The organism is Anabaena sp. CCY 9910 (genome assembly GCF_963920875.1).
GTDB classification, from domain to species: Bacteria; Cyanobacteriota; Cyanobacteriia; order Cyanobacteriales; family Nostocaceae; genus Trichormus; species Trichormus variabilis.
Genome location: NZ_CAWUDJ010000007.1, coordinates 1 through 21,944, shown reverse-complemented (window position 1 = coordinate 21,944; position 21,944 = coordinate 1). Strand labels below are relative to the sequence as shown.

General features: G+C 40.3%; 21 protein-coding genes. 15 read left to right on the top strand and 6 right to left on the bottom strand.

Features of this window, described 5'->3' with window-relative positions:
- Positions 1–271: 271 nt before the first annotated feature.
- A complete protein-coding gene (locus tag ACM5QX_RS07970) occupies positions 272–1,456 on the bottom strand; it encodes an esterase-like activity of phytase family protein (RefSeq protein ID WP_414752476.1) in 1,185 nt (394 codons plus the stop codon).
- A 60-nt stretch (positions 1,457–1,516) separates the two neighbouring features.
- Entirely contained in the window at positions 1,517–3,001 is a 1,485-nt protein-coding gene (locus tag ACM5QX_RS07965; RefSeq protein WP_414752477.1) for a TM0106 family RecB-like putative nuclease, read from the bottom strand.
- 125 nt (positions 3,002–3,126) lie between these two features.
- On the opposite strand from ACM5QX_RS07965, the gene ACM5QX_RS07960 reads away from it, so the two are divergent.
- Together ACM5QX_RS07960 and ACM5QX_RS07955 are read left to right on the top strand one after the other, a co-directional pair.
- Positions 3,127–4,305, top strand: a complete 1,179-nt coding sequence (locus tag ACM5QX_RS07960; RefSeq protein WP_414752478.1) for an aminotransferase class V-fold PLP-dependent enzyme — start codon at positions 3,127–3,129, stop codon at positions 4,303–4,305.
- Between the two features lie 99 nt (positions 4,306–4,404).
- The gene (locus tag ACM5QX_RS07955; RefSeq protein WP_414752479.1) at positions 4,405–4,530 is read left to right on the top strand and encodes a hypothetical protein; all 126 of its coding nucleotides are present in this window, start codon (positions 4,405–4,407) and stop codon (positions 4,528–4,530) included.
- A gap of 76 nt (positions 4,531–4,606) precedes the next feature.
- On the opposite strand, the gene ACM5QX_RS07950 is transcribed toward ACM5QX_RS07955, so the two are convergent.
- Positions 4,607–5,182 (bottom strand): nucleotidyltransferase family protein, encoded by a 576-nt coding sequence (locus ACM5QX_RS07950; protein WP_414752480.1) that lies wholly within the window; start codon positions 5,180–5,182, stop codon positions 4,607–4,609.
- A 293-nt stretch (positions 5,183–5,475) separates the two neighbouring features.
- Between ACM5QX_RS07950 and ACM5QX_RS07945 the strand changes: the two genes are divergently transcribed.
- The 8 genes from ACM5QX_RS07945 to ACM5QX_RS07910 all read left to right on the top strand — a co-directional run bounded on the left by ACM5QX_RS07945 (position 5,476) and on the right by ACM5QX_RS07910 (position 11,201).
- The gene (locus tag ACM5QX_RS07945) at positions 5,476–6,039 is read left to right on the top strand and encodes an AAA family ATPase (protein WP_414752481.1); all 564 of its coding nucleotides are present in this window, start codon (positions 5,476–5,478) and stop codon (positions 6,037–6,039) included.
- Between the two features lie 350 nt (positions 6,040–6,389).
- Positions 6,390–7,472 carry a glycosyl transferase gene (locus ACM5QX_RS07940; RefSeq protein ID WP_414752482.1) on the top strand — a complete coding sequence of 361 codons (1,083 nt, stop codon included), beginning with the start codon at positions 6,390–6,392 and terminating at the stop codon, positions 7,470–7,472.
- A 155-nt stretch (positions 7,473–7,627) separates the two neighbouring features.
- Complete coding sequence (locus tag ACM5QX_RS07935; protein WP_011321532.1) at positions 7,628–8,041, top strand: secondary thiamine-phosphate synthase enzyme YjbQ; 414 nt, start codon at positions 7,628–7,630, stop codon at positions 8,039–8,041.
- Between the two features lie 275 nt (positions 8,042–8,316).
- On the top strand, positions 8,317–9,063 hold the full coding sequence (locus ACM5QX_RS07930) for a hypothetical protein (RefSeq protein ID WP_414752483.1): 747 nt from the start codon (positions 8,317–8,319) through the stop codon (positions 9,061–9,063).
- Positions 9,063–9,854 carry a Nif3-like dinuclear metal center hexameric protein gene (locus ACM5QX_RS07925; RefSeq protein ID WP_011321534.1) on the top strand — a complete coding sequence of 264 codons (792 nt, stop codon included), beginning with the start codon at positions 9,063–9,065 and terminating at the stop codon, positions 9,852–9,854. The genes ACM5QX_RS07930 and ACM5QX_RS07925 overlap by 1 nt, the downstream gene beginning before the upstream one ends.
- Positions 9,855–10,156: 302 nt before the next feature.
- Positions 10,157–10,372, top strand: a complete 216-nt coding sequence (locus ACM5QX_RS07920) for a hypothetical protein (RefSeq protein WP_011321535.1) — start codon at positions 10,157–10,159, stop codon at positions 10,370–10,372.
- Between the two features lie 143 nt (positions 10,373–10,515).
- The gene (locus ACM5QX_RS07915) at positions 10,516–10,674 is read left to right on the top strand and encodes a hypothetical protein (protein ID WP_011321536.1); all 159 of its coding nucleotides are present in this window, start codon (positions 10,516–10,518) and stop codon (positions 10,672–10,674) included.
- Between the two features lie 215 nt (positions 10,675–10,889).
- Positions 10,890–11,201, top strand: a complete 312-nt coding sequence (locus ACM5QX_RS07910; protein ID WP_010997370.1) for a DUF6679 family protein — start codon at positions 10,890–10,892, stop codon at positions 11,199–11,201.
- A 316-nt stretch (positions 11,202–11,517) separates the two neighbouring features.
- Here the strand turns inward: ACM5QX_RS07910 and ACM5QX_RS07905 are convergent, their stop codons facing one another.
- Entirely contained in the window at positions 11,518–13,185 is a 1,668-nt protein-coding gene (locus tag ACM5QX_RS07905) for an MBL fold metallo-hydrolase (protein WP_414752484.1), read from the bottom strand.
- An 867-nt stretch (positions 13,186–14,052) separates the two neighbouring features.
- Between ACM5QX_RS07905 and ACM5QX_RS07900 the strand changes: the two genes are divergently transcribed.
- Positions 14,053–14,643, top strand: coding sequence for a ParA family protein (locus ACM5QX_RS07900; RefSeq protein ID WP_414752485.1), 591 nt, complete (start codon positions 14,053–14,055; stop codon positions 14,641–14,643).
- Between the two features lie 35 nt (positions 14,644–14,678).
- Positions 14,679–14,966, top strand: coding sequence for a CopG family transcriptional regulator (locus tag ACM5QX_RS07895; RefSeq protein ID WP_414752486.1), 288 nt, complete (start codon positions 14,679–14,681; stop codon positions 14,964–14,966).
- On the opposite strand, the gene ACM5QX_RS07890 is transcribed toward ACM5QX_RS07895, so the two are convergent.
- Positions 14,967–15,488, bottom strand: a complete 522-nt coding sequence (locus tag ACM5QX_RS07890) for a hypothetical protein (RefSeq protein WP_414752487.1) — start codon at positions 15,486–15,488, stop codon at positions 14,967–14,969. It abuts the gene before it with no gap.
- Positions 15,436–15,567, bottom strand: coding sequence for a hypothetical protein (locus ACM5QX_RS07885; protein ID WP_414752488.1), 132 nt, complete (start codon positions 15,565–15,567; stop codon positions 15,436–15,438). Before ACM5QX_RS07885 ends, ACM5QX_RS07890 begins: the two co-directional genes overlap by 53 nt.
- Before the next feature lie 133 nt (positions 15,568–15,700).
- On the opposite strand from ACM5QX_RS07885, the gene ACM5QX_RS07880 reads away from it, so the two are divergent.
- The 3 genes from ACM5QX_RS07880 (at position 15,701) to rsmA (ending at position 21,837) form a co-directional block, all read left to right on the top strand.
- Positions 15,701–17,155 carry an integrase gene (locus ACM5QX_RS07880; protein WP_414752489.1) on the top strand — a complete coding sequence of 485 codons (1,455 nt, stop codon included), beginning with the start codon at positions 15,701–15,703 and terminating at the stop codon, positions 17,153–17,155.
- 89 nt (positions 17,156–17,244) lie between these two features.
- On the top strand, positions 17,245–20,160 hold the full coding sequence (locus ACM5QX_RS07875) for a PAS domain-containing protein (RefSeq protein ID WP_414752490.1): 2,916 nt from the start codon (positions 17,245–17,247) through the stop codon (positions 20,158–20,160).
- An 861-nt stretch (positions 20,161–21,021) separates the two neighbouring features.
- The gene (rsmA, locus tag ACM5QX_RS07870; RefSeq protein WP_414752491.1) at positions 21,022–21,837 is read left to right on the top strand and encodes a 16S rRNA (adenine(1518)-N(6)/adenine(1519)-N(6))-dimethyltransferase RsmA; all 816 of its coding nucleotides are present in this window, start codon (positions 21,022–21,024) and stop codon (positions 21,835–21,837) included.
- The last annotated feature ends 107 nt before the right edge of the window (positions 21,838–21,944 follow it).

Below are 21,944 nucleotides of genomic sequence, written 5' to 3'. Positions count from 1 at the left end.
GGGGAATTTTCAGATTTTATTGATGTACCTGTATCCGCTAAAAATTAGTTTTTGTGTATTGAAAATTTTGCAAAATTTTATAGAAAATTTCCTAAATATTATGTTACATAATAACTCAGCAAAAGAAATGAGGAAATTCACTTAATCCCTGATTTGTATGAATGAACTTCTCAAGAATCAACGGTAAATTTACTGACAACGGCTAATATTAGGGTCAGAATTTGACAATAAAAAGTTTTTCTGGGTTCGTGGTGTAGTCTTTTATGGAAATTTAAAGTTTAAAATTTTGTACTATTCGCCGGAATAACCTGAGAAAAGGTGATTCTATTTTGAGTTGAAAGGCGAGGATTTGGTTGCGTTGTATGGAATTGAAATTATTATCACTAATGAGAATTAGCGCTTTTTGTCCATTAGGTAGCCAAGGCCCAATGGTTAAGCCTTCTATGTTATCTAGTGCTACATCTAAGGTTCTTAAATCTAAGAGCAATTTTTTCTCAACTGGCTTGATATTTTTGGAGTTTATTGTTAGCAAGCTATTTAGATTTTGGATGTTATCAGCACCTGCAAGGGAGACTTGAAATAAAGAAACACCAAATCCTAAACCAGCAAAGGAACGTTCTATACTTACAAGGTGTCCATGATTATCCAAGGCTATTAAATCGGGTAATCCACTGGCAAATTTACCTGTTAAATTAAAAAAAGCTGATACGGGTTCTGTTTGGTAGAGGAATTCTTTTTCTGGTTGATTATTTTGTAAGTTATATTGCAAAATTCTGCAAGGGCTACCGACGTTAGGTTGTGCTGCTTCTCCATCTTGAATTAAAGCATTTTCCGTAGCTGTAAATAAGTATTTATTATTAGGTGTAATTGTTAAACTTTCAAAGGCTAAATTATTACGAATACCTTGTTTTCGACTTTTGTCAGGTAAAAACTTCTTAGGAATGGGTAGGCTGCTAATTGCTTTACCTGATGATAAAGGAAATTCTTTGATAAAAGGATTGGTTAAATTATCCACATCGCCTTCAGAAGAAATGAATACTGTTTCTGCTTGAGTAACTGCAATTCCTTCTGTATCTGTTTCCCCAGGGACAAAGGGTTGACCATTTTCATTTAATAGAGTGGTAACACCTACGGGAACAACGCTACTATCTTGTAGTTTACCTTGACTTAAATCTATTTTGAAGGTGTAGAAACGTGCAGGTGCTTTTTGTCCCCTATCATCAGAAATAGCGTAATAAAGGTCATTACTAGAATCATAAGTGATACCTGATAGCCCACCTAATGGAGTATTTTGAAAGGATAGTCTTTTTGGTAAAGTAGCTTGCCCAATAAATTCTATATTACTGATTTCTACAGCATCTGTAAGTAAATTGGTAAAGAATAAGCTGGTAGTTAAAATTCCAATAGTAAAGAAAATCAAGGTGCGCCAATTTAAGTTTTTTCTAATTATTTGCATATTTTCTTGCTTGGTCTTTTTCTCTTAGTGGTTGATTATTTTTACCACTAAGACCAACTTTCAACACACACGTCGTAAATGATACTTATCTTGCACAAATTTGACGAGCCAGTCTTTAACTTTGCGGGTGGCGCGACAGTCGTCTTCGTTATAGCGGATGATGATTTCTAGTAAGGTGCGATCGCCTGTTTCTAACCATTGATCATACCAGTATATACACTTGGCACCAGTGGCTTCTTTATCACGCCACTCAAAACCCATCCAGCGCGCGATCGCTTTTAAAGCATAACTCTCTATAGGTAAAGCCACGCTTTGGGTGAGGTGTTCATAAATATCGACAAATCTATATAATACTGGGTTTACTGAGGTGTGTGGTGTACGATATAGCTTGGCTAGGCGTTTAACTGTATCTAATTCGTACACACAAAAATGATAAATTGGGGCTTCGGGATATTGCCACACTAAGTCTAGAAACTGTCGCCAAATTAATTCTTCTTCTGATGGTTTTTCAGCGACGAAGGAATAAAATTGTTCGGTGTTGGTTTGTTTGTTAATTACCAGAACCCCTAAAAGATAATCTAAATTTAAATCTGGCTGCGCTTCAATATCAAAGTATATTTCTACAGGCGAGTTGACTATCAGATTTCCTTTGGGTGGTGGGAATGGTAGAATCAGTGGTTGTCTTTCTAGAACTGATTGGGCTTGTACTACTAACTTGGCTGCAACTTGCGAATCAAAACCCACGAGATTTTCTAATATTGTTGGGCTGGTCTGGGCGAGAGATTCTAAGCTTGTAATGTCGAGGGTTTGCAGTTGGGTGTAACGGATGGGTGTCACGCCGGGTAACAGGGAGAGGTGTTGCTCGGATTGTGCGATCGCATAACATTGACTGTACCAAAGACAAAGATTACACTTTTGACGGGCAATAAATACCTCTGGTGCAGTCTCTGACTCTAAGTCTTGAATAAATTCTCGTAAAATCCCCTGCATCTGGGGTATCCATTTAAATAAGTCTACTGGATACGGTGTCTCTTTACCCCGCAACATCAACCAAGCGTTCTGGGGCTGGACTTCCTGTACTTTTGCCAAAATTTGGGCGTGGAAGGCTGTAACTACTTGATATTCTTGTTTGGGACGCTTACCCAGTTCTATATCCACTGGTTCATATACCCAATCACCAAATCTGGACTGTCCTGGCTGTTTGATTAATAAATTGGGACGACTCAAGCAGGTATATTTTGTATCATCTGTATCTATTAACTGGTTGTAATTAGCTAACAATACTCCCTGATAAATATACTCAACTCCACGCTGCATCAATTCTATGGTAGCTGCTTGTCCTGCTTCCCAATTCCTTTTCGGATATTCTGGCTGATGATATACAAATTTAGCCAAGATACTTTGTTGATGAGCATATTTATCTTGTTGTAATTTCAGCAACAATTCACTAGGTGCATCTCTTTGGCTTCTATCAGCGTGAATATCTAAAATAGGACGGCGTTTACAGCGTTGGTATTGCAGCAGGTGTTCAGCATTAATTAGCATTCATTTGGGGATTGGGGATTGGGGACTGGGGATTGGGGACTGGGGATTGGGGATTGGGGATTGGGAGTTGGGGACTATTGACTATAGACTATGGACTAATAACTATTTTGAATTCTAATTTGTCTATGACTTCTATTTCTACTTTACAGACTAGGTTGCACAGCCATCGGGAACAGTTCCCTGCTTTAGCTAATAAGACCTATTTTAACTATGGTGGACAGGGGCCGATGCCTCAAGGGGCGATGGATGTTATTACCCAATCTTTAGCTTATATCCAACAAATCGGCCCTTTTGGGACTGAGGCTGGTAATTGGATAACCAGACAAACTCAAGCTGTGAGGGAAGCGATCGCCTCGGAATTAAACACCTCTTCTGATACGATTACTTTTACAGATAATGTGACTGTTGGCTGTAATATCGCTCTTTGGGGCATCCCTTGGCAAGCCGGCGACCATATTTTATTATCGGACTGTGAACACCCAGGGGTAATTGCTGCTACCCAAGAAATTAGTCGGCGATTTGGGGTGGAAGTTACTACTTGTCCCCTCAAAGCTACCTTAAATGCAGGTGATCCGACAACAATTATCGCCCAGAATTTACGCAAAAATACTCGCTTGGTAGCCCTCAGTCATGTCTTCTGGAATACTGGACAGGTGCTACCTTTGGATAAAATTGTTGAGGTATGTAGAAATAATAACTCTTTACTATTAGTCGATGCTGCCCAGTCTGTTGGCGCGTTACCTCTGAACTTAACTGAGTTGGGGGTAGATTTTTATGCTTTCACTGGTCACAAATGGTTATGCGGCCCTGAGGGGGTGGGGGGTTTGTATGTGCGACCAGAGGTCAGAGACAGCCTCAACCCGACATTCATCGGTTTGTATGGAATTATTGTGGATAACCAAGCCCAACCTGTAAGCTGGAAGCCAGATGGGCGCAGGTATGAAGTATCTACCCTAGCTTATCCATTATATCTGGGGTTAAAGGAAGCGATCGCCACTCATCAGCGATGGGGAACACCACAGGAACGTTACGCGCAAATTTGCCACAATAGTGAATACCTCTGGCGCAGTTTGGCGGCGATACCTGATGTCAAATGTTTACGTGATACACCACCGGAAACGGGTATTGTTTCTTTCCAACTCCACCAAACCCCATCCCTCAAGCTAGTGCAATTTCTCGATTCCCAAAAGATATTAACCAGAACAATTGCCGACCCAAGTTGTATTCGCGTAACTGTTCATTATTTAACACTGGAATCAGAAATAGACCAATTAGTTGAAGCTGTAGCTAGGTTTTCACTCTAGTCATTAGTTATTGGTCAAGAAAGTGGACAGTAAGAAACCATTCCACTGTGTTTCTTACTAGCTGGAGAGAAAACTTCGATTTTTCAAGGTTTACGACAAGTGCGACTACGCATCTCTATTGGGCAGTCGCTTCTTGATAGGCGATCGCCTTCGACAGCGCAATCACCTTTGGCGGTCGTACTTCTCAAAAGCTTTATCAATAGTTGTATTGAACCAATAAAATAATCACGTTTTTTACTTTTTTCTTAAACGGATGCGGCATCACGTTGAACTGCTGGAACTTAGCGTTAGAAAATTACTGCTAGCACGAAATCACAGTTACCATCGGCCAACGAGCTACATACTGCTTTTGCTCAATGCGCTTTCGGTAGGTTTCAACACTAACTCGTGTGGGGTTTCGTCTCACTATCATGCCAAAAAGGTCGTTGAGTCCGAAAGGTGCAATTACGCGAATGTTATCGTCAGCTTCAAGAGTTACACCTACCGCAGTAGTATATTCTGGCCATGTAGCGATAGCTTCTTCCAGCGAGGATAAGGGAGTAACAGCATAACCGAAAACACTTTCAAACCAGATGTGAACGCCAGCTTGATTAGTTACCTCCCACGGAATGTCAGGTAGCTGGTGAGATAGTAGTAGCTGTAGCTTTTTATCGCGCTCCATGCTGATATCTGAGGGATCGAAGTAGGCCACATCCACATCTGATAGATAAGACGCTTTGCTTACACCGTGTAGAGCATCCCAAACTAGGTTTCTAATGACACCAGCCCCAATACACCATGAAGGCAACGCCAATTCACGTACAGTAGAAAGCACCGCCATAAACCAAGGCGTAGCCCGAATGATATGAATAAGTTGCTCTTCGTAATGTGATTCCACTGTTGACACCAAAGAATTTTAACTATTTATTTAACCGTAGTGTGTATAAAACTGACTCATAATAAGTCTATTGCTACAAGTACGACCGTGCAACTTGTGCCGCTTCATTACCCTGCGAATCATTATTAAATGCCAGCCCAGATTCACCACTCTTAAAGATAAAATCGCAGCAGTTGAGAGTACAAAACTTATACCAAATCTCTGAGCCATGCTTCGTTCCACTCAAAGTAAGTTTCAGTTTGTAACGGTAATTTCACTTGTGTTGACATGGGTTTAGTTAGGATTTCAGATAAATGGCGATAAATTATAAGATTCAAAAGAGTAATATACAAAATCAGTTTGTTGTGATGATGGCAGGCTTGCCTGGAGTAGGAAAAAGTCTTATTGCCAGAGAATTAGCTCAAATTTTGAAAATTCCTTTAATTGACAAGGACGATATTTTAGATGAGATTAAGCACATATCAGTATTAGATAGGTCTGAGCAAGGACGTTTAGCATACGACATATTATTTCAAATATTAAAGCGACAACTCTCTTTAGAACTTAGTGTGATTGTTGATACCTGTTTAACTTTTGATTGGCTTCGGAAGAATTTGCTAGAACACGCATCAAAGTATAAAGCTATTCCAGTTATTGTTTTATGTGAGTGTCCTAGTGAAGTGGCTAGAGATAGAATTGCAAATCGTATAAGAGACGATAAAGATACATACGCTGAACGTACATGGGAAGAGCATGAAAGGATAAAAAAAATGTTCGCTCCTTTGAATGAATGGACGCACTTAAAATTAGATACCTGTTTAGATCCGAGTGAGAATGCAATGAAAATAGCTGAACATCTTTTGCATACAGCAGAGTGATCTTAATAAGATAGCTGTCGAAAAACCCCACAATTCCGATATTAAAAAAATTGCGATCGCAATTTTCTCCCCCAGCCGCCCCAGATCCCCCAGCTTCGAGCCGCGACATTGCAAGGAAGTTGCGACACATTGGCGGCTGTAATCCTCATAAGTCAAGCTTTCTAGCAGAGTAATAAAATTTTTCTTAACTCTGTTTCTTACTTGTGCCAAACTTTATCAGTAATTGTTTAATTTTTAGTTGTACTGTATAAATTCAATTCTATTTAAGCCTTGAGCATTGGTCAGGTCAACCCCTGGTAAGCCGGAAGCAAACCATTTTTTCCATAAGCAATGCTACTAACTATAATTTTATGAAACGCCCCATCTTATACGTAGCCATCACAAACCACGGCTTCGGCCATGCTACCCGCACAGCCTCAGTCGCGGCGACAATTCAAAAGTTGTGTCCAGAGGTTCTCTTAATTATGGTGACTACTGCGCCTCGGTGGTTACTAGAGTGCTATATAGAAGGTGATTTTATCCATCGTCAGCGTGCTTTTGATTTGGGTGTGGTGCAGTCGGATAGCCTCAATATGGATAAGGATGCAACTTTGGCGAAGTTGTTGGAAATTAAAAAGCAGCAAAATTCCCTGATTGCTTCCGAAGTAAATTTTATCCGCCAAAATCGTGTGGATTTAATATTAGCTGATATTCCATTTCTCGCACCTTTGTTTGCTAAAGCCGCCGGTATTCCTTGCTGGATGATGAGTAATTTCGGCTGGGATTTTATCTACCGTAGTTGGGGAGGGGAATTTGTAGCGATCGCTGATTGGATTAGTGAGTGTTATTCTCAATGTGATAGGTTATTTCGTCTACCCTTCCATGAACCTTTACAAGCTTTCCCCAAAATTACAGATGTGGGCTTAATTGGTAGTTCTCCCCGTTACTCTGTTGAGGAAATCCGTTCTCTTTGGGGTATCATTGCACCTAAAGATAAAACTGTCTTACTTACCTTCGGTGGTCTGGGTTTACAACAAATTCCCTACGAGAACCTCAAGAATTTTCCCGATTGGAAGTTTATCGTTTTTGATAATTCTGCCCCTGATTTACCTAATTTAATCAAAATTCAAGACCGCCAATATCGCCCTGTCGATTTTATGCCAATTTGTGGGCGTGTTGTTTCTAAGCCTGGTTTTAGCACATTTGCGGAAGCGACTCTACTAGATGCACCCCTAGTAACCATTCCCCGCGATGATTTTGCGGAGGCTGCTTTGTTATTGGAGGGTATAGCCAATTACAATTCCCATCAAATTTTAACTCCAGAAGAATTTTTCCAAGGTAACTGGGATTTTCTCCATCAACCAGTGCAACCACCAAAGCAAACTCAACCAATTGCTAAGGATGGAAATGTGGCGATCGCCCAAGCTATTTTAAAATATTTACAATTCATCTAATACTGTTTCTTGATGTAGCTTGCGTGGCGTAGCCATAGATGCACTTTATTCTGTAATGTAGAGATTTTGTATGCAACGTCTCTACATCATTTATTTGGTGCAACTTCATAGAGAATTGGTATTAGCTGTTATCTACACCGAAAATATCATTACAAATGACTCACTACCAAAAACTTCTTAGAGTTTCTACTAACGGGAAATCATTCTACAACATTACTGCCAAAATTGAATCTATAGTTGCTGAATCTGGCGTGGAAACTGGACTTTGTACTTTATTTTTACGCCACACTTCTGCCAGTTTAGTGATTCAAGAAAATGCCGACCCAGATGTACTTGTGGATTTAGCTAATTATATGGCTAAACTTGTGCCAGAATCAGGGAAATATATTCATGATGCTGAAGGCGCTGATGATATGCCGGCACATATCCGCACGGCTTTGACTCACACTTCTGAAAATATTCCGATAAATCGTGGTCATTTGGTGTTAGGAACTTGGCAGGGAATATATATTTGGGAACATCGTCAGCGCAGTCATGTCAGAGAATTAGTTGTGCATATTTCGCAATAACTGGAATTGATCAGATCCCCAACTACTCTTAAGACTTATAGCCTTTCTTACCCTAGTGAAGTACAAATAACAATAATTAAACGCAGATGGACACAGATATTGATGAAGTCTTACCGCAGGGTACGCGGATAAATTTGCACCTCAGTAGACTAAGAAACGCTATAGGGATCTGTCAATATATATAAAAGTTAAATTTATTTAATATATTTTCACATCATGTAATTACAGATATAAAATAATATTTATTTCTAGCCATTTAAGCTAGTTTAATAACGATGCAGCACATAGCACCGATTAATAATTTTCAATTACTCGATGAAATACTAACCCAAGCTTCAGTTGATTTATTAACCTTGAATCCCCAAAAAAGAATGATAACTAGCTTTGTGGAATTGGGGCATAAAATTATGCAAGAAACTACAAATTCTCAAATAATTAATGCCTTAATTAAGACGTTAGAAATCATAGTCTATGCTCAGTTAAAGAATTTCCCAGGAAATATTTTCTGGGATTTTGATTTTATGGTTAGTAGTATGTTAAGACTAGCTTTGTTAGAAAACGATGGTGCTGTTGATTTTCTAGAAACTTTTGGACAAAAGATGGTATCTTTAACAGAACTATTTGGCGGCAAAAGTGAAATTAGATTTCGCTATGTCCATGATTTTACATATGGATTTGATTGGGCAAGGTGGGTACAAAAAGATCCAAAAAATCGCGTAACAATAGAGCCTTTTAGTTTGATTTTCCTTGACTACTTGTTAGATAAAAGTGAAGAATTGCGGCAACGTATTCATCAAGGTCGTTCCCAATCTTATAAGTTGTGTGCAACAGGTTTTCGTAATCCTTTTACTTTCTCCCGTGAACCAGAAGATGAATATCGATTATTTACCCATCTTGCCCAAGACAAATTGATTCCAGTCCCAGCATGGAGTTGGAATGCTTCTCCTGTCTGGAATCAGCCTTTTGAAGAGATGCGTGAGCAATTAGCATTAAAATTAAATATTCAACCACAGAGACACTGATGAAAATTGCGGATTTAATTACTTGGTTTGAATCTTGGGCGAATCCGGCTTGGTGTGAAAGTTGGGATAATTGCGGCTGGCAAATTGAACCTGGAATACTGCATGAAGAGGCTAGGGTTTTGGTTTGCCTCACACCAACTTTGGCGGTAATGGAGGAAGCGATCGCACTCCAAGCCAATCTGATTTTTGCCCATCATCCCTTGATTTTCAGCCCTCCCAAGTCTCTCCGTCGCGGTGAAGCGATCGCCGATATGGCCAGGTTAGCCTTTACCAAAAATATCGGTATCTACAGCGCGCACACCAATTTTGACCAAGTAGAAGATGGTACGGCTGATGTTTTAGCACAGATTTTAGGACTCAAGGATGTTGCTCCCATCGTCCCAACCCAAGGGGGGCTAGGTTATGGGCGTGTTGGTTTGCTAGATCCGTTCTTAAATTTACAAGAGTTATTAACTGTCATTCAAACCCGCCTGGCTCCTCCTGATTTAATTTTTTCCCCCACTGCGGATTTACAGCAGATAATTTCACGGGTGGCTGTGTTGGGTGGTTCGGGTGCGAGTTTTATCTCGGCGGTAGCCAAAACGGGTGCGGAAGCTTATCTGACTTCTGACTGCAAGTTCCATCAGTTTCAAGAAAGCCGCGATCGCGGTTTAATTCTCATCGATGCTGGACATTATGCCACTGAACGTCCGGCTTGCGATCGCTTAGTAGAAAAATTTCGGTCTTTAAATCTACATTGGGTGCAATTGAGCAACCAAGATGAGGATTTTCGCCAGTTTTTCGTGAAATAGGGCAAGGGCGATATGTAATTAAATATTAATGATAAGTTAGTAGTTTTTTTGTTTTCTATTTAAGTTAATTTACGTAATAGATTTTAATGTCTAACTAATAGTATCTTTCTGTAACTCTTTCAGGAAATACCATTCGGAGTCAAAACGTAATTATTACATATACCTTGGTTTTTTCATGATGTGATACAGGTCACAGACGATACTGACTAGGATCACTAATAATTGCTGTTTTATATCAATTAGGTAAAGCCTAAAGTATTCCAAACTGGAGGTGACCAAATGCTTACTCAACCCTAAACAAGATGATTCGCGCACTTGTTGAATCTGCTTTTCAAACTGGTTATCTCAGTGTTGAATCTGAGGGTCTACTCAATCAAGTGCTGGCTACTAGGTGCTATCAGCCGGAAGATGTGCCGTCTCTAGCATCTTTGTATGATGCCGTTAATGCGGGAACCATTAAACGAGAAGCATCTTCGCAACGTCTCATAGAATCTCTCTCACGCTTCAAATCTCCCTAAAACTACCAAATTCTGATGATAAAAATCTTCAACTCATAACTATTGAGGCTTTGTTGTTGAAAACCATGAAGGTCAGCCAGAGAATGAGTTAAGATCAAATACGTAGGGGTAAACGTCAAGCCGAATCCCCAGGCTTCCCAGCAATGCTAATGATTACAAGTAGGCAAATTAAACAACCGGAATCATCGCTTGTTTTGGAGTATTTATTATTACATAATGGTAGGAAGAACTTACCGGAACCCATTCACTTGGTGAGGAAGACACCAGAAATGTTTGATTTCTATGAAGCAAACATTAGCTGAATCACCCCGAAAGAGATAGAATTTGGTGCAGTAACCACAAGTTTATGAATCCATATTCTCCCAGAACTGAAAATTATCAGTAAGTATCTGGACATGGTCAGAAGACACACTGATTCTGAAGCAGGTTTCTCAAATCCTAAGGGTGTTATTTAATTGGGGTAAAACCCAGATTTTTCAAGGTTTAACTACGTTGTTTAAAAAGGCAGAAGCAGTACATGCTACACCGCAAGATTTATCAACTGTGTTGCGACGGGCGGGAGGTATGTGTATTCTTGCGGGACCAGCAACGCTGGATAGAGCGCGCCCGCATCCTCGATATAGAGGGAGACTTAGTGACCCTACGCTATGAAACAGACGAAGAAGACGAAGTTTGCTCTTGGGAAGAGATGGTTCGTCTTGAAAGCATCGGCGCTGTTACTCAAAAATTAGCTTCAGTTCCACGCGGTAATATAGAACCCCTCACAACTGAAGATTGCCCAGATGCCGAGCGTATCCGTAACCATTATCCCGATTCTAATCCTGAGTAAGAGGTAAGGGGGCAGGGAGCAGGGAGCAAGGGGGAGCTTACCAAAAGATTTCTCCTTTTCAACCTACATCCAATCCCTCTCCCCGCTCCACATCCTGAATCCTGAGTAATACGTCCTACTCAGGATTCGTTATTTTATGGGGAGGGGTGTAAGGGTTTAGGGGTGTAAGGGTTTAGGGGTGTAGGGGTGTGGGGGAAACAACTAATAATCAAATCAAGATACCGCATAAATACAGTTTTTCTCCTAACCTCTATACCCAGTCACAGCAAGAGTTTCACGTTTACAAGCGCGACATTCCCTTTATACCCCTATACCCCTATTCACCATTCGCTAATCGCTCAAAAGCGGGACAGTGACCCTCTAGAGTCACTCTAAAGTTGTATAGGGGAGAGGAGGGGTTCCAGCAGCGTTGTCCTCGTTGATGGCGACAAGTGCCGCAGCAATTAATTTCGGGGGAGATGTAGCGATCGCTATTTTGATTGAGGAGTTCTCTTTGGGTTAATCCCCGTAATACCAGTTCTTCCCCCTGCCAACGGGCTTCAATTAAACCAGTATCGGCAAACTGTCGCCACCGGGGATCGGCGGTTATGGCTTCGGGGATGCTGATGGTGATGACTGTCCCTAACTCTGTCAGTTCGCCTTCATAATTTGTTTCTGGGGGGGCTGGTTGTAAAAATGTTTCGCCGATAAGCAGTTCTACCATCGTCTCAGCCGCCGGTGAATGGATGTGATAACGGTTCTGCAATTCTTCTAAACAGGTCAAATCTGCCAGGTAGGCAGGGGAACCGTGAACAAAAACGACGTGCTGGGGACGTAAGTTATGAATTAATTGGGTAGTTCCCGGCCCATCACTGTGTTGAGCTAGGAGATAACTTTCTACTGTGGTGGGGGCTGAGTATTTTTTATTAACTTTTATATCAATTTTTTCTGGCAATAAGATGAGCCAAGGCCCGGTTTCTGGTTGACAGTACTGTTCTAAATCAGATGTGGAATCTGTCAGGACGATACAAGGTGATTTACCTACTATGCTGCGGTTTTCTGGTTGCAAGCGGCGCACGCGGGGACGCACTCGCTCATCCCAAAATAAGGGTTGATGGCGGGCGAAGTTTTGGACTGATGCTGGTAGGTGGGGTAGCAGTTCCAAGTAAGCATCACAGCCAATAGCAACAGCGCCATCAACCCAAATATCTAAATCTCTGCCGGTGAAGTGGTGATGAGAACGCAGCAACATCAACAGTTCTTGTCCTAAGCCTAAAGCGGGGGTGGGGAGGATAACAGAACAGCGATCGCTAATGGCGCGATTAATTCTCTCGGCTAGTTGGTTTTCTTGGTTGCGGCGGTGGGGGTGTCTGGATGTGCCGTAGGTTCCTTCGATAATCAACACATTTAAATCTATACCGCGCAGTTCTTCTAACCGTAAACCTTCAACTAAGCGAGAGTTAGATAAAAAGAAATCCCCTGTATAGAGTAATTTGTATGAGCGATGTTCTGTGGTGTATGTGAGGAGAATGGCCACTGCGCCTGGTAAGTGTCCGGCGGGGAAGATTTCGGCAACTAACCCATCTTGCAGTTCTACAGGCGATCGCAACGGTAAGGCGTGACACAGTTGGGGAATTTCCTGGGGGTTGCGGTCTAACCAATTCAAAGGCAGTAACTTGCTGGTTACCTCACTACCATAGATAGGTAAATTAGGAAAAGCTTGATGCAGTGCTAGTAAACCTCTAGCATGATCTGGGTGGGCATGGGTAACTAAAACTAAATCTGCTGGTAAAGGTGGAGTACCCCGCTTTGCTGATGGAGTTACACTCTTTTGGATGGGTGAAATATCCGCTAAACCACAATCTAACAGAATTCGATGCGGCCCCATCCGCACTAATAAACATACACCTTCATCATTGTGCTGAACACTGTAGGGAAAACATTCTAGTTCGGTTGCTGCTTCCCCTGTCTCAATATTGGAATATGTGGACAAATTATTCCTCATGTTCTGCTCCCCTCCAACCTCATCATTGACCTATCCGAAAAACCAAGATTCACGAAGATTTTGGTTTTGTAGCTTGGGGGTAGTTTTGGTAGTGCGCCCCTAAAGCTGAAGAATGTGGATTTTTGATTGGGATGGACACCTTTTGCGAACGCGTACTGGTTCGTAAAAGTTGGATAACCAGGAGCCATTAAACTGGGGAATCAGGGAATTTGCCTCTTGCATTTGTAATGAACCGAAATTCTGATCGCTTACTGTCAGCAACCAGATTTCTTTTAATGGGCAGAACCATTGCCATGATAGTTATCTGAATCATAGAACCCATTTTTCGTCCCAAAGAATAGGCACGAAACAGTAAATATTACGGTTAAACCCACTAAAATCAGTTTCACGTCCATTGGTTGTTACTCTCTAACTAAGACTTACTTATATTAATAGCGTGATTTTCCCGTCTAGCGGAATCGCTAGAAAATCTTTACTATGCTTGGGTTGATTGGGCAATAGGTAAATTTACCGCAATCAGTCAGATTGTAGAGCTTTTTGGTATTACCTGTCTATTTATGCAATATGCCTTTACAAAGTGGGGCATGGGAAGTGGCAGGGGTTGTTTCCTGAGTAGGAAATATGTAGATTAACATTTGTAAATACTTAAGTTTGTTTATACTTTTATCCCTCAATTTGCTGAGAAAACTTTGTACATGAAAGTAAAGTAGTTAAAATATAAGTACTTATATTTTACGTTTACTGATATTTTAATAATGAAACATCTAAATTTTTAAATGTTCAAAAATCTAAGTGTTAAAAACTAAATCGAATGTCTAGATGTTTAGATGTACAGTTAAGATGATAGGTATTCTTTATGTAGAAAAAATGATTATTACGGTAGCGGCGTTTAAAGGCGGTGTCGGTAAATCTACGACTGCGTTGCACTTAGCCAATTACTTGCAAATGAAGGCGGACACACTATTGGTAGATGGTGATTTAAACCGCAGTGCTTTAGATTGGTCAAATCGGGGTTCTTTACCTTTTAAGGTGGCTGATGAGAAGCAGGCAGTCAGTTTGGCGGGGCTTTATGAGCATATAGTGATTGATACGCCAGCCCGTCCAGACACAGAAGAACTGAAAACTTTGGCTAAAGGATGCGATTTATTGGTTATACCAACAACACCAGATGCGATCGCTTTAGCTGCCACTTTAAATCTAGTTAATTTGCTGAATAAAATAAAAATAAAGTATAAAATATTACTTACAATTGTTCCCCCAAATCCCAATAAAACCGGGGAGGAAGCGAGAACAACTCTCTTAAATGCGGAACTACCTGTATTCAAGTCAGGGATTCGGCGCTTGGCGGTGTTCCAACGTGCTGCTTTAGAAGGGGTTCCAGTCAATGCTGTTAAAGACCCTTATGCTCAAATTGCTTGGCGATGTTATGCCGAGGTGGGAAAGGAAATATTAGACTGATTCGTAATTTATATTTCTTAATTGAGTGGAATGCCTTGAATAATCAAAAAAAAACTAGCCGTTTCGATGATTTAATTGATGCAGCCCTTAGCCGTCAACAGCGAGACCAACCACAGTCAACACCAAATAAACCGACTTCCCAAAGCAAAAGCACTGACCCGGCTTATACCCGGACAACGATTTATTTACCAAAGCAAGTACATCGCCAACTTAAAGCAGCAGCAGTTTCCCAAGAACGACAAATGAGCGATATTGTGACGGAACTTATTGAACAGTGGTTAGAAAATAAGCAGGGGGAAGAACTCATGACTGATGACCAATAACTAAAGCACAATATCTTCGCCTTGTTCGGTGAAGCGCACTTCTTTAATCTTCCATTGGGGATTACTAGTTAAGGTTTTACGGAGGCTGCCAAATAGGGCAAATTGTTCGCAGCTAGAAAGTGAGACGAATTGTCGCTTGGATTGGGGTGAGAGTCTTAAGTCAACTGTGGCAATGCCCTTCCTGACTTTGACACGATAACCGGATAGGCTAAAGTCGGCGGTATCTTGTTCCTTGATGATTTTACCCACAGCGTTAGTTACAGATTGGGTGGAGGGTACGGTAACTTTTTGTGGGACAAATTCTTGACACTGGACATCACTGGTATAAAGAGTAACATTTACTGTTTTGCCAGAGATGGCTTTAGGTTCGGTGTTATTGGTTTTGGCTCGCAGTTGAGCCATGCTTGGTGCTGGTTTTGGGGAGATTGTATTTGTTGTGTTGCTGGGGTTTGAACTACAACTGCTGAGGCTAGCGATCGCCACCATCATTAATGGTAAAAGACACCTGTTGTACATTTTCATAATCTTGTTTTAAATCTCTTTCTCTTGACTTCAGTATGGCTATCAAGGATTCCGTATAAATTTGCCATAAATTTCTCATAAGTCTTGAGGGTTACACTATCCCCAGCACCCATTATTCCTATGATGATTTTTCGCATATTTCTATAAATTCAACTTTACTTCTTGACTGTTATTAGCTATGTTCAAACCAAGAAAGTGCTTGAGATTAGCTTATGCCTGCAATTACTTTTGATCCACGTACATCTGAGTGGGATGGTACATTAATTGACAAGTGGGAACCCTCTAAATGGAAGCAATGGAAAGCTAAACAAACTGATGAATCGGCGAAGGTAGAACGGGAATACCTGCGAATTAAACAGTCCGTACAGCAGGCAAATGCGGCTTTAAGTTTAGATAGAATCAAGATTAAATTGAAACTTACCAGCCCGAAAAGTATCGCTTTACAAGGTACTTTTCCCTGTAAACCTGGGGATGTAGGGAAGCAGGGTAGTCCTAATAAACAATATACCATTTCTTGTGGTTTTGCAGCTAATGATGCTGGGGTAAAAATGGCTGTTTTGAAAGCACGAGAATTGGATTTATCGTTGATTACAAAACAATTCCAGTGGACACCAGAGTTACTAGGTAAACAGGCACAAAAGATAGAATTACCAACACAGAAGAATTCTGGGAAACTCATTGGTGAATTAATTCAAGAATATGAGCGTGAATTTTGGAAAACTCACGAGCAGAATAGACGAGGAATTCGGACTTGGGAAACTCATTATATTAGGCATTTAAAAAAACTGCCTTATGATTTACCAATGTCTGCTCAAGCATTAGAAATAGCTTTAGAAAAAACCAAACCGAATACATCAGCGAGGTTTTTTATGGTATGGCAATTAAAGAAGTTTTGTGAGTTTTGTGGAATTGATGATTTTAAAACAATTTATGCCTATGCGACTCCTAAACCCCATCCGGCTATTCGCAAAGTTCCCTCAGATGAAGAAATTATCCAAGGATTTAACAAAATTGGTCTGCCTCTATCAGTCTACACGAGTAAAGAGAACACTACACAGCCGGAACAATGGCAATGGGCATACGGAATGCTGGCTACTTATGGCTTAAGACCCCATGAATTATTTGCTGTAGATATAGAAGCTTTTTTAGAGCCAAAAAATACTTTTCACTTAGTAAGTTTAAATCCTAGTTTGACGGAAGGTACTAAAACTGGTGAACGGAGTTGTGGAATTCCCCCTTTACATCCTCATTGGGTGGATTTATTCAAGTTAAAGAATATTAGATTTCCCTATAACGAAGGTAAGTTAAATAATAAAACTGCCAAACTGTATATCAAATTTAGAAATGCGGATATTGGTTTTAGACCTTATGATTTACGTCATGCTTATGCCATACGAGGTCATCGTTTACGGGTGCCAATAAAGACTATGGCAGATTATATGGGACATACAGTACAAGAACATACTAAAAGTTATCAAAGATGGATGAATGAAGATACTAATTTAGAGATTTATAAAGAGGTGGTGATTCACAGACAAGGCACTAGTAAAGAGGCGATGAAAGAAAGAATTCATGAATTAGAAGCTGAGAACTTGGCGCTGAAAGCTGAAAATGCTACACTTAGGGGTTTGTTAGTACAACACCAATTGGGTGAATTACTGAGTTAAAGACAGCCGATTGATATTGCTGGATGGAGATTGGGCAAGATAGATACTGAAGTTAACTTCAAATTTGTCGCTGGTAATGTAGTATACCTATGACTGACAATCTCGTGACTATAGATAAAAATACTTATGATTCTCTTCAACAGGAACTCATAGGACTACGCCAGGTAGTAGCAAAGACTTTACAACTAGGGTTATTGATTGAGTATATACCTGCGGCGATCGCTATTTTTGATAGTGAGATGCGCTACTTGCTGGCTAGTCGGCGCTGGCGAGAAGACTATGACTTAGTTGATGAGAATATCGTCGGTCGTTCTCATCATGATGTTTGTCCAGAAATCACTTTGGGTTGGCAGAACAGATACGAGTGTTGTTTGGCAGGAAATGCGGAGAAATCTGAAGAGGAAACTCTTATCCGTCGGGATGGGACTATTGATTGGGTGAAATGGGAAATAAATCCTTGGTATGAACCATCAGGTGAGGTGGGTGGTTTAGCTGTTGTCTCTGAGGTAATTACCCCACGCAAACAATCAGAAATTGCTTTAGCCGATAGTGAAAGACGTTTAAGAGATACGGAAGCACGGTTGCAGCGTCTAGCTGATAATCTGCCAGGGATGCTTTATGAATTTTGCCTGAAACCTGATGGCACCATGACTTTCCCTTATGTTTCTTCTGGATGTCGAGAACTAATAGAACGCAGTCCCCAAGAGTTACAGGATGATGCTTCGCTCATTTTTGCCAATACTCATCCTGAGGATATGATAGGGCTGCAAGAGGCGATCGCTAACTCTGCCAAAACTCTGCAAAACTTTGAATATGAGTGGCGTATTATCACTTGTTCTGGTCAGCTAAAGTGGGTTCAAGGAGCCTCAAGACCGGAACGTCAGCCAGGAGGCGAAATCACTTGGTATGGTTATCTATTAGATATAAGCGAACAGCAAGCCGTACTTCGTGAACGCAAGCAAGCAGACCAACAATTGCAACAGCAAGCACAGTTGTTACAAAGTATATGGGAAGGTGTAGATTACGGTATCTGTGTCTTGGATGTTTTGGATGATGAGGCAGAGTTTCGTTACGTTAAAATAAATCCTGCCATGCACCGCATTAGTCTCTTGCCAGTTGCATCTTTTATTGGTAAAACAACGGCAGAGTCACTACCACCTGAAATTGCCGATTTATATCGCCAACGCTATCAACAATGTATCAAGTCTCGAAAGAGCCTAGTCTTCGAGGATAATTTCTTAGTTAACGATAAAGAAACTTGGTGGTTCGTCAATATTACACCCCTTGGTGATAGCAATTCACAAATTTCACAACTCGTAGTGACAGCGACGGAAATTACAGAACGCAAACAAGCTGAACAAGAACGGCAATTGTTTGTCTCTCTGATTGAAAATAGCAGTGACTTTATTGGTTTTGCGACTTTAGCAGGAAAACCATTATTTCTGAATGAAGCTGGACTCAAGTTAGTTGGCCTTGATGGTTTAGACGCTCTGAAGAATCTCCATATTCTGGATTTTTTCTTCCCAGAAGATCAAGAATATATGGATAAACACATTATGCGGGTGGTAAATGAGCGTGGTTTATGGCAGGGTGAATATCGTTTCCGCAACTATCAGACTCATGAAGAAATACCAGTTGATTTTAATATATTTACTGTTAAAAGCTCGGAGACTGGTAAGCCTTTGTGTTTAGCAACAGTTACTCGTGATATTCAGGAACGTAGAAAAGTAGAAGCATTACTGCAAGAACAAGAGCAATTTTTACGTAATATTTATGAGGGTGTTGATCAAATTATCTTTGTGGTTGATGTTTTAGAAAACTTAGATTTTTGTTATACCGGTTGGAACTCAACAGCAGAAAGATATACAGGAATTACTCGGAATGATGCTATTGGTAAAGCACCTGAGGATATTTTTGGCAGTGTTGAAGGTTCTTTAGTTCGTCAACGATACAAAAACTGTGTGGAGGCTGGTGTTAGCATTTCTTTTGAAGATTGTTTAACTTTCCATAATCAAGAAACTTGGTGGTTAACTAAAATTAATCCCCTGAAAAATAGTGCTGGTAGAGTTTATTGTCTAGTTGGGACAACTTTAGATATTACACAGCGCAAACAAAATGAAATTCAATTGCGACAGCAAGCCGAAAATTTAGAAAACACTCTGCGTGAATTACAACTTACCCAAACTCAACTTATCCATAGTGAGAAAATGTCTTCTATTGGGAATATGGTTGCAGGTGTAGCCCATGAAATCAATAATCCAGTTAACTTTATTCACGGTAATTTGATTCCAGCCAGTGAATATGCTCAAGACTTGTTACAGCTAGTAGAACTTTATAGACTCCACTTTCCCTATCCGCCAGAAGAAATTCAGGAATTCATTATAGATATTGAGTTTGATTTCCTCAAGGAAGATTTGGTTAAGCTGCTGCAATCTATGCGTATAGGAACCCAACGCATTCGAGAAATTGTCTTATCACTCCGCAATTTTTCCCGCCTTGATGAAGCTGAATTTAAGCAAGTAGATATTCATGAAGGTATCGATAGTACGCTCATGATTTTACAAAATCGCCTGAAAGCTAAGTCAGACCATCCAGAAATTTTAGTCGTTAAAAGTTACGGCGATTTACCTTTGATTGATTGTTATCCTGGTCAGTTAAATCAGGTATTTATGAACCTTATCAGTAATGCTATTGATGCTTTAGAGGAGTCAATAGTTGATGGTCAATTGTCAGTTGCTACGCCTACAATTTATATTCGTAGCGAAAAGTTTAATAATAACTGGGTGCGAGTTACCATATCAGATAATGGCGTAGGGATTCCTCAAGAAATCTTATCAAAACTATTTGACCCGTTTTTCACGACTAAGTCTGTGGGTAAGGGAACTGGCTTAGGTTTATCTATCAGTTATCAAATTGTTGTGGATAGACACAATGGGAAATTAACTTGCAACTCGACACCTGGACAAGGAGCAGAATTTATCATTGAGATTCCCATTCATCAGTGAACAATTATTATAATAAACACCTTAATATATATTTCCCAGATAATTTTCTTTCTAGGCGATGCTCATACTTCTATGGATTTTTCTGGATGTTCCCAATCTAAAATCCAAAATGGTATAAGGTGCGTCAGTATGAATAATTTCTGAGTGTAACTAGACTTCATTTCACTGACACACCCTACTGAATGATAACTGTGATGAATGCGATCGCTCAATTTGTTTCCATAAGATCACGCCAGTATCTTTATCCTTTAAAATCAAGCCATGAGATTTAGGTTAAACGGTAATTAAGCAATTAAAAATTAGCTCTTATATTACTTGTCAAGCAAGTTAATTTTTCACGAATTTACCTATTCCCAAAATTGCTGGATTTTTGCAACAACCTCAGACAAGGGATTATTTGGAGTTGGTGAAAAATGAGCTAGGGAAATAAGGAAATTTTAAATGCAGTTATAGATGATATTATTGACTCGGATAAGTCTTCGGTTTTGTAATCAACCAATTTATCCGGCCCGGTTTGATATTCGGAAATCAATAGCGGAATAATTGATTTGCTGAGGTTGGGTTGATGCGAAGAAACCCGATATCAGTCAGTTATTTACTCTCGTTTTGGTTAACGCTGATGGTGATTGCTCAACTTTTCGCCATGTCCCCTAGATGATGTGGAAGCGATCGCCATCTTCAACGACAATGGTTTTTATGCCCTAATCCGTCTGCCATGACAGTATCCTCATTACCATAAAATGCTCACTTTTAGTAAAAAATATGAATAACTGCATTAAAAATTTACAATAAAAAGTAAGAAAAAAGTAAGAAATAGATTTTTTGTAAAAAGCCCAAATCTAGATATAGCAAGGAAAATTAATGGTGCGACCGCGCAGGGTATTTGCTCAGCATTGGCTCAAAAGTGATAAGGCACTCGACGCAATTGTTAAGGCAGCAGAGTGTAGTACAAATGACCGCATCCTAGAAATCGGCCCCGGTACAGGTATTCTGACTCGGCGTTTATTACCATTGGTAGAAGCTTTACTAGCAGTAGAAATTGACCGCGATTTATGTAAATTGTTAGTCAAACAACTAGGACAAAAAGAAAATTTTCTATTATTACAAGGAGATTTTCTCACACTAAATTTAGTTGCAAACTTACTAACATTTCCGAAGTTTCAAAAGCCAAATAAAGTAGTTGCTAATATTCCCTACAACATTACTGGGCCGATAATAGAAAAACTATTGGGAACAATTGCTAACCCTAACCCTGAACCATTTGACTCCATGGTATTGCTCATTCAAAAAGAAGTAGCCGAAAGGTTATATGCTAAAGCTGGGTCAAGAACCTTTGGAGCATTATCGGTCAGGGTACAATATTTAGCTGATTGTGAATTTATTTGTGATGTCCCTGCGGGTGCATTTCATCCACCACCAAAAGTAGATTCCGCAGTTGTTAGATTGCGTCCTCGACAAATACAGATTCCTGCTCGTGACCCAAAACGACTAGAGAATTTGGTAAAGTTAGGATTCGGCGCGAAACGTAAAATGCTACGCAACAATTTGCAATCAGTAGTAGACCGCGATCGCCTGAGCCAATTACTGGAACAATTAAATATAAACCCCCAAGCCAGAGCTGAAGACATCAGCACTCAGCAATGGGTAGAATTAGCCAACTTATTGGGAGTAGAGTAATTTTAGATTTTGGATTTTAGATAAAAGTCAAATCCCAATCCCCAATCCCCAGTCCCCAATCCCCAGTCCCCAATCCCCAGTCCCCAATCCCCAGTCCCCAATCCCCA

Bases quoted from the DNA above. Each gene is read 5' to 3' on its own strand.
- ACM5QX_RS07970 (WP_414752476.1), bottom strand. From the start codon at position 1,456: ATGCAAATAATTAGAAAAAACTTAAATTGGCGCACCTTGATTTTCTTT.
- ACM5QX_RS07965 (WP_414752477.1), bottom strand. From the start codon at position 3,001: ATGCTAATTAATGCTGAACACCTGCTGCAATACCAACGCTGTAAACGC.
- ACM5QX_RS07960 (WP_414752478.1), top strand. From the start codon at position 3,127: ATGACTTCTATTTCTACTTTACAGACTAGGTTGCACAGCCATCGGGAA.
- ACM5QX_RS07945 (WP_414752481.1), top strand. From the start codon at position 5,476: ATGGCGATAAATTATAAGATTCAAAAGAGTAATATACAAAATCAGTTT.
- ACM5QX_RS07940 (WP_414752482.1), top strand. From the start codon at position 6,390: ATGAAACGCCCCATCTTATACGTAGCCATCACAAACCACGGCTTCGGC.
- ACM5QX_RS07935 (WP_011321532.1), top strand. From the start codon at position 7,628: ATGACTCACTACCAAAAACTTCTTAGAGTTTCTACTAACGGGAAATCA.
- ACM5QX_RS07930 (WP_414752483.1), top strand. From the start codon at position 8,317: ATGCAGCACATAGCACCGATTAATAATTTTCAATTACTCGATGAAATA.
- ACM5QX_RS07925 (WP_011321534.1), top strand. From the start codon at position 9,063: ATGAAAATTGCGGATTTAATTACTTGGTTTGAATCTTGGGCGAATCCG.
- ACM5QX_RS07920 (WP_011321535.1), top strand. From the start codon at position 10,157: ATGATTCGCGCACTTGTTGAATCTGCTTTTCAAACTGGTTATCTCAGT.
- ACM5QX_RS07915 (WP_011321536.1), top strand. From the start codon at position 10,516: ATGCTAATGATTACAAGTAGGCAAATTAAACAACCGGAATCATCGCTT.
- ACM5QX_RS07910 (WP_010997370.1), top strand. From the start codon at position 10,890: ATGCTACACCGCAAGATTTATCAACTGTGTTGCGACGGGCGGGAGGTA.
- ACM5QX_RS07905 (WP_414752484.1), bottom strand. From the start codon at position 13,185: ATGAGGAATAATTTGTCCACATATTCCAATATTGAGACAGGGGAAGCA.
- ACM5QX_RS07900 (WP_414752485.1), top strand. From the start codon at position 14,053: ATGATTATTACGGTAGCGGCGTTTAAAGGCGGTGTCGGTAAATCTACG.
- ACM5QX_RS07890 (WP_414752487.1), bottom strand. From the start codon at position 15,488: ATGAAAATGTACAACAGGTGTCTTTTACCATTAATGATGGTGGCGATC.
- ACM5QX_RS07885 (WP_414752488.1), bottom strand. From the start codon at position 15,567: ATGAGAAATTTATGGCAAATTTATACGGAATCCTTGATAGCCATACTG.
- ACM5QX_RS07880 (WP_414752489.1), top strand. From the start codon at position 15,701: ATGCCTGCAATTACTTTTGATCCACGTACATCTGAGTGGGATGGTACA.
- ACM5QX_RS07875 (WP_414752490.1), top strand. From the start codon at position 17,245: ATGACTGACAATCTCGTGACTATAGATAAAAATACTTATGATTCTCTT.
- rsmA (WP_414752491.1), top strand. From the start codon at position 21,022: ATGGTGCGACCGCGCAGGGTATTTGCTCAGCATTGGCTCAAAAGTGAT.